This window comes from Pedobacter africanus (assembly GCF_040548825.1).
Classification (GTDB): Bacteria; Bacteroidota; Bacteroidia; order Sphingobacteriales; family Sphingobacteriaceae; genus Pedobacter; species Pedobacter africanus_A.
In genome coordinates, this window is record NZ_JBEPSL010000005.1 from 317034 (window position 1) to 331490 (window position 14457).

Sequence of the window (14457 nt, forward strand, 5' to 3'; positions counted from 1 at the left end):
AAAATGAACCACAAACCAAACAAACCAAAAATTTACCTGCTTCTTTCCAGCATGCTCATTTGCTGCTCGCTCTACGCACCAGCGATGATCCATGAGCTGCGAAAAAAAACATTTTATCCCGGTCCGGGCATTTTTAACCATGCCGCGGTTCAACCTGTCTTCCAACGTGTGGTTACAGGAACTGTCTTTGACGAAACCGGACAATCCCTGCCCGGTGCAACCATTAAAATAGAAGGAGCAGAGCGGGGGGCTGTAACCAATATAGATGGCAAATATACCATCCAGGTGAACAGCGATTCCGAAGTACTTATTGTTTCTTATATCGGCTATATCAGTCAGAGAATTGTGATTGGTGATAAAAAAGTGCTGGATGTAAAACTCTTGCCCAATCCAAAGAATGCCCTTGATGAGGTCTCTGTAGTTGCTTTTGGTGTGCAGAAAAAGGAAAGTGTCATCGGCTCTATCACCACCGTTAAGCCGGGAGAGCTGAAAGTTCCATCCAGCAACCTCACCACTGCCCTTGCAGGCAGGGTTGCCGGTGTAATTGCTTACCAGAGAAGCGGGGAGCCCGGAGCTGACAATGCCGATTTCTTTGTTCGGGGGATCACCACTTTTGGTACCAATACCCGGCCCCTTATCTTAATTGACGGGATCGAACTCACCACCACAGACCTGGCCAGGCTGCAGACTGATGATATTGCTACTTTCTCTATCATGAAGGATGCTACTGCTACGGCACTGTATGGTGCACGCGGAGCAAACGGTGTAATTCTGGTAACCACCAAACAAGGTGTTGCCGGAAAGGCAAAAGTCTCTTTACGGGTCGAGAGCTCTGCAAGTACGGCCACCAGTGATGTTGAACTCGCAGATCCGGTAACCTATATGAAGCTGGCAAATGAGGCCACGGCTACCAGAAGTGCCATTACACCGGTGCCCTACCTGGAAGATAAAATAGAAAATACCGCAAAGGGCCTTAATCCCCTGGTCTTTCCGGCAAACGACTGGAAAAAAATGCTGTTTAAAGACTATGCTACCAACCAGCGTTACAACTTAAATGTTAGCGGCGGAGGTACCGTGGCCAGGTATTATGTGGCAGGTGCTTTTACACAGGACAATGGCTTGCTTAAAGTCGACAATAAGAACAACTTTAACAACAATATCAATTTAAAAAGCTACTCTTTGCGTTCCAATGTTAATATTGACCTCACTAAATCTACAGAACTGATCGTCCGCCTGAGTGGTAATTTTGATGATTATAACGGACCAATAGACGGAGGTACCTCCATGTACCGGAAGGTAATGCGCTCCAATCCTGTACTTTTTCCGGCCTATTATCCCATCGATAAAGACCACCAGTTTGTAAGGCACATCATGTTTGGTAATGCGGGCTTAGCCAACAACTATATCAATCCTTACGCCGATATGGTAAGAGGCTATCGCGATGAAAGCAGATCCCAGATGCTGGCGCAGTTTGAACTTAAGCAGGGCCTCAATGCCATCACCGAAGGACTTTCTGCCAGGGCCATGGTGAATTTAACCCGTACTTCCAACTTTAGCTACAGCCGGTCTTACAATCCTTTCTATTACCAGCTTGGAGGATACGATCTGCTGACCAATAATTATTCCGTATCCATTGCCAATACCAATGGGACAGAATACCTGGGCTTTTCGGAAGGGCCAAAAACTTTAAATTCTACTTTTTACTTTGAGTCTACGCTGAACTATAACCGTACTTTCGCCTCAAAACATGAAATAGGGGGATTGCTTGTAATGATAGCCAGGCAAAGTCTGAACGCAAATGCGGAAGACTTGCTGCAATCGCTTCCGTCACGAAATATGGGGGTATCCGGTCGCGCAACCTATGCGTACGACAGAAGGTATTTCGCAGAGTTCAACTTTGGTTATAACGGAACCGAAAGGTTTGCGGCAAATAACCGCTTTGGCTTCTTCCCTTCCGCTGGCCTTGCCTGGAGCGTTTCCAATGAGAAATTCTTTGAACCCCTGAAGCGTGTAGTGAGCAATTTAAGGTTCCGCTATACCTACGGACTGGTAGGTAACGATCAGATTGGGGATATCAGGGACAGGTTCTTCTACCTGTCTAATACAGACTTAAACAATGTCGGCCGTCGCGCCGTTTTTGGAAGGGATTTAACCGAAGTAAAAAACGGTGTAGTGGTGCTCAGGTATCCCAACCCCAACATCACCTGGGAACGGGCCATCAAACAAAACATGGCCATGGAACTTAGTCTTTTTGGCAAGGCCAATATCATTGCCGAATATTTTACCGAACAACGTGACAATATTCTCATGTCACGGGCCTCCATCCCAAATACCATGGGCCTGTCTTCCGATACCAAATCTAATATCGGCGAGGCAAGCGGCCGCGGAATCGATGTGTCGCTCGATATGCAACATTCCTGGAACAAAGACCTTTGGCTTTCTGTACGGGGAAATTTTACTTATGCAACCAGTAAATACAAGGTGTATGAAGAACCACAATATGCTGAGCCCTGGAAATATAGGGTGGGGAATTCCCTGCAGCAAACGTTTGGCTATATCGCAGAACGTTTATTTGTCGACGATCAGGAAGCGGCAAACTCACCACGACAGGAGTTTGGTGGTGTGTATGGTGGTGGCGATATCAAATACACCGATGTAAACCGTGATGGAAAGGTGAATGAGGCCGATATGGTGCCTATCGGCAATCCTTCCGTCCCCGAAGTGGTATATGGCTTTGGCTTTTCACTTAGCTATAAGAAATTCGATATTTCTGCATTTGCGCAAGGTTCGGCCAATCAGTCGTTCTGGATTGATCCCGCTGCAACTGCGCCCTTTGTACCCTATTATTACCCAAATACATCCGAGTTAGCATCTGGCAGGATATTTACCAATCAGCTGCTTAAGGCCTATGCCGATAGCCATTGGTCTGAGGAAAACCGCGATGTTTATGCCACCCTGCCACGTCTCAGCAACACACCAAATGCCAATAACAACCAGGTTAGTACATGGTACATGCGCAATGCGGCTTTTTTAAGGCTTAAACAGGTCGAAATAGGATACACCTTTCCCAAAAAACTGGTCGAACGCATCAGGGCAGCAAACTTTCGTATTTATGCAAGCGGCACCAACCTGCTCATGTTCAGTAAGTTTAAAATATGGGATTCTGAAATGGCCGGCAACGGCCTCGGCTATCCCCTGCAAAAGGTCTTCAACTTCGGACTCAACTTAACCTTTTAATTAAAATTTAGATGTACGATATGAAATATTTAAAAAAAAGGAACTGGGCAGCAAGGGTCGCCATCCTTATTATTTTTTCTGCATTAAGTGCCTGTAAAGACTATCTGGATATCATTCCGGATAATATCCCTACAATAGACAATTCTTTTACGATGCGTACAGAGGCCGAGAAATACCTGTACACCTGTTATTCCTATATGCCTAAAGATGGCAATCTGGAACAGGACCCCTCGCTGCTCGGTGGGGATGAGATCTGGGCAATCGACGGCCCCCCAAGACCCAACTTTAACCATGCCATTTTTAATATTGCCCAAGGCCGCCAGGCGACTATAAACCCGGTTGGAGAAAATATCTGGGTAAACCTTTATCGCGCGTTGCGCGACTGTAATATCTTTCTGGAAAACATCGGTAAAGTGCCCGACCTGAGCGAAGAAGAAAGGAACCAGTGGATTGCAGAGGTTAAATTTCTGAAAGCCTATTATCATTTCTACCTGGTTAGAATGTACGGGCCGGTTCCACTGATCAAAGAAAATTTACCTGTTGAAGTGGATATTTCCTCTGTTAAGATTTCGAGGGCACCTGTCGACGACTGTTTCGCTTATATCGTGCAGCTTATTGATGAGGGTAAGAACGATCTTCCTCCAGTTGTCACGGATCCGGTTAAAATGCTGGGCAGAATTACAAAGCCCATTGCCTATGCTTTAAAAGCCAAGGTGCTGGTTACTGCAGCAAGCCCGCTATTTAACGGAAATTCGGAACAGGCTACCCTAAAAAATCCCGATGGTACCCAGCTTTTCAACCAGCAGGTAATGCCTGCAAAATGGGATGCTGCGGCCCTGGCCTGCAAAGAGGCAATCGACATTTGTGAGGCTGCTGGCCACCGTCTCTATAAATTTGACCGTGCCAACTCAACCTTTGTACTTACAGATCAGATCGTTCAGCAGTTGTCGCTCAGAAATGCCTTTACTGAAAGGTGGAACCCCGAAATTATCTGGGCGAATACACAGAGCCTTTCGGCAAACACACAGCTACAGGCCACCCCGAACGTAGATTTTCGGTATCAGGACAATAATGTTATTGGGTATGAACTAGCCCCGCCCCTGAAAATAGTAGATATGTTCTATAGCAAAAATGGCATCCCGATAGAGGAAGACCTTCAGTGGAACATCAACCAGCCAGCAGTACGTGCCGGAACACCAGCCGATCAGCGGTATATTAAACTTAATTATGAAACTTCCTCGACCAATTTTGACCGTGAGCCTCGCTTTTATGCCAGTCTGGGTTTTGATGGGGGGGTATGGTATGGCCAGGGTTATTATACAGATGCTACCCCAACCGGAACTTATTATGTCTCGGCAAAAAAAGGCCAGCCCAATGGTAAGGGAAAGCCAGACTTTGGTTCGGTAACAGGCTACTTCATTAAAAAATACGTACATTTTCAGAATACCCAGGGCGCATCTGCAGGTGATTACAGCATCAACAACTATCCATGGCCTATTTTCAGGCTGGCACAGCTGTACCTGCTTTATGCAGAAGCACTAAACGAGAAAAGCGGACCTTCCGCAGAGGTATATAAATACATTAACCTTGTACGGGAAAGAGCAGGGCTGCCGGCTGTAGAGGTTGCCTGGCCTGCCTACTCCAGCAATAAGACCAAACATTTAACTCCAACTGGTTTGAGGGAAATCATTCACCGCGAAGAACTCATCGAGCTTGCATTTGAGGGCGCACGTTTCTGGGACCTGAGAAGATGGAAAGAAGCACCTCAGGAATATGTCAAGCCTATTCAGGGCTGGGATATTGAACAATCGGCTACCAGCTTGTATTACCGCAAAAGGCTGATCTTCTCGCCGAGGTTTGGATTGAAGGATTATTTCTGGCCTATCCGCGACAATACCATATTAAACAATAGAAATTTAGTTCAGAACATAGGCTGGTAGCTTATCATTTAAATAGCATTGTTATGAAAAAAATAGCATACTTCATTATTGGCTTTGTTATAGCGGCAGGTTTGCAAAGCTGCAAAGAAGATCCGAGACTGGATCACCACGATGCCAATGCACCCGCGCCTGCACAGGTAACAGACTTTAAGCCGGAAAACACCCCCGGCGGGGCAAATATAATTTACCGGTTAAATGCAGATGTTAACCTGGCGTACCTGAAGGCGGTATACGAAATCCAGCCTGGTGTGTTTAAAGAAACCAAATCCTCGGTTTATACCGATACACTCAAACTTGAAGGTTTTGGCGATACCAGGGAGTATGACGTCAAAATCTATAGTGTAGGCAAAAACGAAAAGGAATCAGCCCCGGTTATTGTTAAGATCAAACCCCTCCCTCCACCTGTCGCCCTCGCGTTTAACGACCTGAGTATTGAGCCAGGTTTTGGTGGGGTAAAAGTGAGGGTCAAAAATGAACTGCAGGCCAGCCTTGCCATAGTAATTGATGCCGATACCTCCGGAAGTGGACTGCTTAGGCCCCTGCAAACATTTTATACCAAATCTGCTGCGGGATCTTATTCCGTTCGGGGGCTTACGGCTACCCCTAAAAAATTCTCTGTTTACCTGCGCGATCGCTGGGGAAATAAATCGCAAGCCATTGTAAAGGACCTTACACCATTGTTTGAGCAGCGTGTTCCCAAACCCTTTGCCATGTACGCCCTGCCAACCGATCAGGCTGCCCTTGCACCAAATGTACTTGCCAACATATGGGATGGGCTGGTTAACCTGAGCATCTATGCATCTGCAAACAACTCCCCTATTCCACAGTGGTTCACGGTCGACCTTAAAATTCCTGTGGTACTGAGCCGAATGAAAATGCACCAGCGCACACCGCCCTATACCTATACCGGCGCCAATGTAAAAGTGTTTGAATTGTATGGTTCCAATGCACCTGCCCTCGACGGTAGCTGGGCTTCCTGGACACTCATCGGTAAATTCGACTCTTTTAAACCTTCGGGCAGCGTAGGAGTAACCAAGGAAGATGAAGCTTACGGTTTCACCAATGGTGAAGATTTTGAAATGCCGGATACACCACCGGCTTATCGCTACCTGCGCTTTAAAACCCTGGAAACCTGGGGCGGAACCGGACAGGTTACCCTGGCGGAAATCACTTTTTGGGGCAAACTATAAATTAAAACAGTCAGAAAATGAAAATCAGAATATATTTATCAATCGTACTGCCTGGCATTTTTATGCTTTCTGTGCCCTCCGCCTGTAAAAGAATGGACAGCACCTACGATCAGTATGTGGTGCCCAATGGCATCATCTACCCGGGAAAAGCTACAGCACCAAGCCTCAAATCAGGATATAACCGCGTACAGATCTCCTGGCTGCGCGGCACCGATCCAAAAGTGGTCAGGGCGAGGATTTATTGGAATAATTTTACGGATTCAGTAGAAGTTCCTGTTGCGGCAAACCAGGAGGTGATCAGCCATACCATCTCCAATCTTTCAGAAGATTATTACAGCTTCACCATCAAAACATTCGATAAAGATGGTCATGTATCAGTTCCGGTTGAGGTATCGGGAAATGTATTTGGCGAGCGCTACCGCTCTACATTGCTAAACCGTGTGGTATTGTCGTCAACAATTAACCTGGCCAATGTGCTCACGATTCAGTTTGAACCCAACTTGCCCGGCAGCACCATTGTCAAATCAGAAGTGGAATATATCAGTACCTCCGGGGCTTCAAAAACCGTCACGGTTTTACCCGGAGTCTCGTTGCTGCAACTGACCGACTATAAGCTGGAAACCAGCTATAAGTTAAGGACCCAGCATTTAAGTCCTGTTGCAATAGATCCGCTTTATGCTGCTGATCAGCTGGTAGAGAGTTTTTTACTTAACAAAACAGAATGGAAGGTGATCGATTTTTCTTCACAAAATCCCGATGCCAATAACGTAAGCATCCCGGCAAACATGATTGATGGGAATCCTGCCACACGTTGGCTTACCCTGGCCAGCACTTCAAAATACCCGCATCACATTACTGTTGATCTGGGCGCAGCCAGAACTGTGAAAACAGTAAGCCTTTGGCGCTGGGTGCAAACCGCACCCGATGAGCGGGGACCTAATGTGGTGCAATTTTTTGGAAGCACAAACAATACCACATGGAACGACCTGGGCACTTATAATTTCGACCGGTTAACCAATAACGAACAAATTTATGCCCTTCCCGGTTCAGCACAGCTCCGTTACCTTAAAATTGTTGCTGTTAGTGGTCCGCAAACTTATGTCATTCTGGGAGAAGTAAATGTAACCGTTAAATAATATGATCATGAAATGTAAACTATACAAGGTCTGCTATCTGCTGTTATCCATACTCCTGATGGGCTGCGCATCGCAGAAAAAAGACTTTGAGTCAGATCCGTCACTGCTCGTTCGGATTGACAGTAACTTTGCCAGTGCGGGCAGACAGTACCATTTGCTGATGAAAAACCTGCCGCCCGGACAGTTCCCAAAAACCTATTATCCCCTTACAGGAAAGTTTGAAGCCTGTAATTCCGATTGGTGGGTAAGCGGCTTTTACCCCGGTTCGCTCTTATACATTTACGAGCAGACCAATGACCGCCTGCTATTGGATGAAACGCGGCGCATATTAAAGCTACTTGAAAAAGAGAAAAATAACAGGACAACGCACGATCTTGGCTTTATGATGTATTGTAGCTTTGGACAGGCAAATGCCATTAGCCCGCAACCTGGTTACAAAGATGTGCTCATCGCAAGTGCAAAATCCCTGGCCAGCCGTTTTAACCCTAAAGTGGGTTGCATACAGTCATGGGATGCCAGGCCGGATGAGTTCCTGGTCATCATTGATAATATGATGAACCTGGAACTGCTTTTCTGGGCAACGCGCGAGACCGGGGATTCCAGCTATTATAACATAGCGGTAACCCATGCCAATACCACCATGAAAAACCATTTCCGGTCAGATTACAGCTCTTATCATGTGCTCAACTACCATCCAAAAACCGGCGCTGTACAGCAGAAAAGGACAGATCAGGGCTATGCTGATGAATCGGCCTGGACACGTGGGCAAGCATGGGGACTATATGGCTATACCCTGATGTATCGTGAAACCAAAGACCATAAATACCTGGATCAGGCCAATCATATTGCTGCATTTATCCTGAAAAACCTTCCGGAAGACAAAGTGCCTTACTGGGATTTTAATGCCCCTGATATTCCAACGGCATTAAGGGATGCTTCTGCGGGAGCGATCATTGCCTCGGCGCTACTGGAGCTTTGCGGTTACAATAAGGGCCAAAATGCAAAAACCTTTTTCAATACTGCAGAAAAAATAATCGAGACATTGTCTTCTGACCGGTATACAGCTGCCGAAGGGAGCAATGGGGGGTTTATCCTTAAACATGGTGTAGGGCATATGCCCAAAAGGTCGGAAGTTGATGTGCCGCTTACTTACGGCGATTACTATTACCTGGAAGCCATGAAACGATACAAAAGTTATGCAGATTAACCTGCTTCATTTAAAATGAAATATCATGAAACGTTTAACCAGAATAGTCTTTTTGCTTGCTGCAGCATTTCCCCTGATGAGTGGATATGCACAGAAAAAAAATGGCGTGCCGCACGATACAAAGTTTAGTGGCTATCCTTCAAGGGCTGCGAATTTCGATGTGCGTCCCGGTTTTACCAATCCACCCAGGGGCTATGGAAATGTCCCTTTCTTCTGGTGGAACGGAGATACCCTCTCGCGCGCCCGTTTAACTGAGCAGCTTGACATCCTTAAGGAATCTGCTACAGATGGTTTTGCAGTGAGTTATCTGCATACCGACCCTAAAGGAGCAGACGCCGAGTTAAACAAAAAAATGGGCTACGGATTGTACGGACGGACAGAACCCGGTAAGCCCGCTGTGTATTCTGATGAATGGTGGAAGATATGGAACTGGTTTTCTGGTGAAGCAGCTAAAAGGGGTATGGCCGTTGGTCTCGACGACTATACTATTGGCTGGGTAGGCAATGGGTATTCCACTGATGAGGTCCGGGACCTGGATAAATTCAAATCCTATAAAGGCACACTGGTTATAAAGATCGATACGGTAAAGGCGGGGGGCTCCCTAAAAAAACTGCTTCCGCCAGATCTGGTCAGCCTCACAGCCTGGCCGGTTAATGCTGTAAAAGGCAAGTCTGTATTTGTTGACCTGAAGGCAAAAGTTAAAAATGGAAGCATAGCATTTAAAGCCCCGGGCAGCGGCGACTGGAAAGTATATACCATCGTAGCTGCAAACAATTATATGTTGCACCCCGATCATGGTAAAGAACTGGTAAAGCATTATTTCCAGCGGTTTGAAGATAAAATGGACCCACAAGGGAGAAAGGGTATGAATTACTTCTTCCAGGATGAACTTTTTATCCCATTCAACATGAATACCTGGTCGGAAGATTTTGCTGCGCAGTTCAGCCGCATAAAAGGCTATGATGTGCTACCCTATCTTCCAGCATTAAAAGAAGATATCGGGGCCATTACCCCGAAAATACGGATGGACTATGCCGATGTGCTGATGGAACTGGCAGAAGAAAGATATTTTAAACCCGTTTACAACTGGCATGCGAGCCGTGGCCTTATTTATGGCTCAGATAATCTGGACAGAGGGTTGGAACCGCTCAATTATGTAGATTATTTTAGGGTAGAAAGCTGGTACACCGCACCAGGCAATGATGCCCCCGCCAGGGGTTCTTCGTTTATCCAAACTAAGGTTTCCAGCTCTGTTGCACACCTATACAAGCGCCCGCGCACATGGCTCGAGGCTTTTCACAGTATGGGCTGGGGCAGTAGTGGTGAATGGCTGACCGAGCAGCTCGATCATCATTTTATAGCGGGGGGCAACCTCATCTGTATGCATGGGCTCTATTACACCACACATGGAGGATGGTGGGAATGGGCACCGCCAGATTTTCACTACCGTATGCCCTACTGGCCGCACATGAAAAAATGGCTGGAATATGGCGAGCGCCTGAGTTACCTGATGAGCCAGGGCACCCATGTTAGTGATATTGCCCTGATGTATCCTACCGAGCCTATGCAGGCTTTCCCTGGCAGCAGGCCAGATGTGAGTTTTGCCACCGCAAAAACACTGAGCAATGCCGGCCTGGATTATGATTTTATGGATTACCGATCGCTCCTTAAAACAGAGATCAGCGATAAATCACTGAAAGTCTCAGATATGTCTTATAAAGTACTGATCCTGCCTGATATGAAGGCAATGCATTATGAAGCACTGCAGCAGGCATTAAATTTTTACCGTAAAGGGGGAATAGTAGTGGCTACAGGTAGCTTACCTATGGCCAGCACGCGCAAAGGCAGTAACGATCCGGAGGTTGATGCCCTTGTAAAGGAAATCTTTGGCCTGACGGCCAGGGAACAGGAAGCTGGCAAAAAAGCAGGCATTCGTCAGAACGCAGCCGGTGGTAAGGGGTTGCTTGCCGATACGCTGAATATTGCTGCCTTGGTGGCGGAGCACATTACACCGGATTTTATTCCGGGTGAAGGCGGCGGTAAGGTATTGCACCGCAGGGTAGGGAACAAAGACCTGTACATGACCATGAATGTAAAACCTGGCAACGTAGTTTTTTACCGGGCACAGGGGCGCCCCGAATTATGGGATGCCAAAACAGGGGGAACTAAAATTTTACCTGTTGTAAAGCAGACAACCGAAGGAACTTATATTCGCTCGGACGCAGGCTATACCAATTCTTCCATTATAGTCTTCTCTCCAGGAGAACCTGTTGTCGAAAACAAAAAACAGGCTCAAACTGTAGTTGCCGACCGGATTCAGCTTAAAGGAGATTGGAAAATAGAATTTCTCCCCACGATGAACAACAAGTGGGGGGATTTCCGCTTGCCGGCTTTTGAAGGGATGATCAGTACTGAGGCCCGGACCTTTAAATTCAGTGCCAGGGCGAATGCTTCCCGCGACTGGACTGCGAAGTTTTTTGCCGATAACAACTGGCAGGAAGGGATTTATGATTACGGCTACCAGATGCAGTGGCTGCTGGATTCCACCTCCAATAATTTTGAGGCTTTAGTTGAACAGGCGCTTCATGAAAAGCTTAATGGCTGGAAACCTTATCGGTTCAGTTGGCGTTTTGGCGTATGGGACCACCCGGGGCCACAGGGTTACCATGGACTAAAGGCGAGGGTAAACGATGGCTTCCTTATTCTGGACGGGGCTGGTGATCACCTTTTTAAAACCTATGTTTATGCCCCCCAGGAGCAACTGTACCATGTTGAGCTGGGTGAACGGCTGCCCGACCGCTTTTATGTGGATGGTAAAGTTTTAAAAGATACTAAGCTTAAACTAAGTAAAGGGTGGCACGCTGTTTTGGTCGCTTATGCCAGGATCCCTAAAAAAGGATACAAGAGGGGCCCGAACTCCCGAGATGAACGCCCAAGAAGCGCAATTGTATTTTTACCAGCCGCAGACCCGCTTCCGGAAAAAGTTTCCCCTTACTCCAGTATACTGGCCATGCGCTGGTACCAGACATCGCATCTCCGGTTTGATCCTGCCAAAGGTGAAAACCAAGCTTATTGTTACCGTTTTAAATCCGCGCCAGGTCTGGAAAAGATGGAAATGGCTATTTTTGGTAAAAAACCTGCCATTTGGATAGAGGGGAAACAACTGGAAGAGAAATACGTCAGACTGCTGAAGACTGAAGCAGGTTTAAACACCTACCAGGTAGATTTGCCTGTTAAACACGAAAAGGAAGCTGAGGTGGCCATGCAGATCGAGACCCAGCCTGGCATCCAGGATGTGGCCGTATTTCCTTTTCCTATAAAGCTATTCTGCCATACCGGCTTATTGGAAGCTGGCGACTGGGCATTGACCGGACAAATGCGGCATTACTCCGGTGGTTTGTATTACCGGAAAACTTTAACCCTCAGCGAAGCACAACTGAGGAAAAAGATCTCTCTTGATCTGGGCGAAGTGGTCGCCACCTGTGCCCTCAAAGTGAATGGAAAGGAAGTGGCCACAATGATGTCCCCGCCTTATAAAGCAGACATCAGTAAATTTCTGAAAGCAGGAGACAACCAGCTGGAGGTTTTGGTATACAGCACCTTGTCTAACCATTACCAGACCATCCCATCTGCCTATCGGGGAAATCCAAGGGCCGGACTGATTGGCCCGGTTATACTTGAACTTGGGCAATAAAATGGAGGGGTAAATGTAAAAGCTTGTGTGATTATTTTTACGCAAGCTTTTACATTGTTGAAGGGAGCTAACTCAATAGCTCCTGAAGATCACGATCGGCCGTAGGTATTTTTTTTAGGAAATCGTCAAAACCAGCATTTTCCTGTGAAGTGTACATGCCATAGGCATCCAGGATATAGCCAATCTGCCCATCTTTATCTTCCAATAAATAAAGTACAGAATTATCACCCGGGTCAGAATCCCCTTCAAAACGATATGTTTTTATAATCGTCAGGTCTTCCGGATTATAGATTTTATTGACACCAACTCCCTGCATTTTGCCATGGTCGGTCATTTTAATTTCGTTGTCCAGCCCCTTAGTTCTCAGCTTTTCTAAAATCTGGCTCAATGTGTTCATTTCTATAGGATGTTCCATGGTTTCTGTTTTTTTATAATAGAACAGCAGGAGCGGGAAATAGTTTTAGCCCAGATTGCTTTAATCCAGGTCCCGGGTTGGAATGTGTTCAAGTTTCCTTTTAGTTTAATTCAATAAATGAACATTTTTAAAACATTCTTTATACAATTTTAAATTGTTTAAAGAATGTATAAAGAATGTTTAAGTATTGTATAAACATTGTATAAACCCAAAACGAAACTAATTCAAAACCCGGCTGCTTTACAGGTAAATTCCAACTGGAGAGCCAAAAAAAAGCCTCTCTGTTATGCAGAAAGGCTTTTTATCAGCGTGACTATTTTCTACAAAGCAAAAGCGGCTTTTACTTTGTCTACGAAATCAAGTTTCTCCCAGGTGAACAGGTCAACTGTAACTGATTTTTCTTCGCCGTTAGGCGACCTGAAAACCTTGGTTACTGTCTCTGGTTTGCGGCCCATGTGACCATAAGCAGCAGTTTCACTGTAAATCGGGTTCCTCAGTTTCAGGCGCTGTTCAATGAAATAAGGGCGCATGTCAAATATACCTTCAACGATCCTGGCAATCTCTCCATCGGTTTTGTTCACTTTGGCGGTACCGTAGGTATTGATATAGATACCCATAGGTTGTGCTACGCCAATGGCATAACTCACCTGTACCAGGATCTCGTCTGCAACACCGGCAGCAACCAGGTTTTTGGCAATGTGACGGGTAGCGTAAGCCGCAGAACGGTCTACCTTGCTTGGGTCTTTTCCGGAGAAAGCACCACCACCATGGGCACCTTTACCGCCATAAGTATCTACAATGATCTTACGACCAGTTAAACCGGTATCGCCATGCGGCCCTCCGATCACGAACTTGCCGGTAGGGTTGATGTGGTACTGGATCTTATCGTTAAACAGATGGGCGTATTGAGGGTATTTGGCAATGATGCGCGGGATCAGGATCTCTACCAGGTCTTTTTTGATCTTGGCCAGCATTTTGGCTTCTTCATCAAAATCGTCATGCTGGGTAGAAATTACGATGGCATCAATGCGGACAGGTTTGTTGTCGTCTGAATATTCCAGGGTTACCTGAGATTTGGCATCCGGGCGTAAATAGGTGATCTCCTTGTTTTCGCGCCTTAAGATGGCCAGTTCCTGTAACAGGGTATGGGAAAGGTCTAATGCCAGCGGCATATAGTTTTCGGTTTCATTGGTGGCGTAGCCAAACATCATGCCCTGGTCGCCGGCACCCTGCTCTTCTTTGCTGGAGCGGTCTACACCCTGGTTAATGTCCTGGCTTTGCTCATGGATGGCCGAAAGGATACCGCAGGAATTCGCTTCAAACATATACTCACTTTTGGTGTAACCGATCTTGCGGATCACCTCGCGGGCAATCTGCTGTACATCCAGGTAAGTAGTAGATTTTACTTCACCAGCTAAAATCACCTGACCGGTAGTTACCAGGGTTTCACAGGCTACTTTAGATTCGGCATCAAAGGCCAGAAAGTTATCAATAAGGGCGTCTGAGATCTGATCGGCTATCTTATCTGGATGGCCTTCCGAAACAGATTCTGATGTAAATAAATACGACATTTTAAATAATTAATTTAAAGAGTAAACAATTATTAAAATGGAAGATGACCCTGTATCAACAGGCGGT

The 14457-nt window shown here is 46.3% G+C and carries 8 protein-coding genes; 6 read left to right on the plus strand and 2 right to left on the minus strand.

From position 1 onward, the window contains the following. Positions 1 to 3: 3 nt before the first annotated feature. From ABIE26_RS23120 to ABIE26_RS23145, 6 genes are read left to right on the plus strand one after another with little or no spacing between them, the layout of a single operon-like run. Positions 4 to 3237 (plus strand): SusC/RagA family TonB-linked outer membrane protein, encoded by a 3234-nt coding sequence (locus tag ABIE26_RS23120; RefSeq protein WP_310145895.1) that lies wholly within the window; start codon positions 4 to 6, stop codon positions 3235 to 3237. Positions 3238 to 3257: 20 nt separating this feature from the next. Continuing rightward, positions 3258 to 5177: a RagB/SusD family nutrient uptake outer membrane protein gene (locus ABIE26_RS23125; protein WP_310145893.1), complete on the plus strand. Its 1920-nt coding sequence runs from the start codon at positions 3258 to 3260 to the stop codon at positions 5175 to 5177. Positions 5178 to 5200: 23 nt separating this feature from the next. After that, positions 5201 to 6367: a DUF5000 domain-containing lipoprotein gene (locus ABIE26_RS23130; RefSeq protein ID WP_310145892.1), complete on the plus strand. Its 1167-nt coding sequence runs from the start codon at positions 5201 to 5203 to the stop codon at positions 6365 to 6367. A gap of 17 nt (positions 6368 to 6384) precedes the next feature. Further along, entirely contained in the window at positions 6385 to 7503 is a 1119-nt protein-coding gene (locus ABIE26_RS23135) for a DUF4998 domain-containing protein (protein ID WP_310145891.1), read from the plus strand. A 7-nt stretch (positions 7504 to 7510) separates the two neighbouring features. Continuing rightward, positions 7511 to 8710: a glycoside hydrolase family 88 protein gene (locus tag ABIE26_RS23140; RefSeq protein WP_310145889.1), complete on the plus strand. Its 1200-nt coding sequence runs from the start codon at positions 7511 to 7513 to the stop codon at positions 8708 to 8710. A gap of 25 nt (positions 8711 to 8735) precedes the next feature. Continuing rightward, positions 8736 to 12404 (plus strand): glycosyl hydrolase, encoded by a 3669-nt coding sequence (locus ABIE26_RS23145; protein WP_310145887.1) that lies wholly within the window; start codon positions 8736 to 8738, stop codon positions 12402 to 12404. Positions 12405 to 12471: 67 nt separating this feature from the next. Here ABIE26_RS23145 and ABIE26_RS23150 read toward each other — a convergent pair whose 3' ends face one another. Both ABIE26_RS23150 and metK read right to left on the minus strand, forming a co-directional pair. Continuing rightward, on the minus strand, positions 12472 to 12819 hold the full coding sequence (locus ABIE26_RS23150; protein ID WP_084238832.1) for a hypothetical protein: 348 nt from the start codon (positions 12817 to 12819) through the stop codon (positions 12472 to 12474). A gap of 320 nt (positions 12820 to 13139) precedes the next feature. Beyond that, a complete protein-coding gene (gene metK / locus ABIE26_RS23155; RefSeq protein ID WP_310145885.1) occupies positions 13140 to 14390 on the minus strand; it encodes a methionine adenosyltransferase in 1251 nt (416 codons plus the stop codon). Positions 14391 to 14457 lie beyond the last annotated feature (67 nt).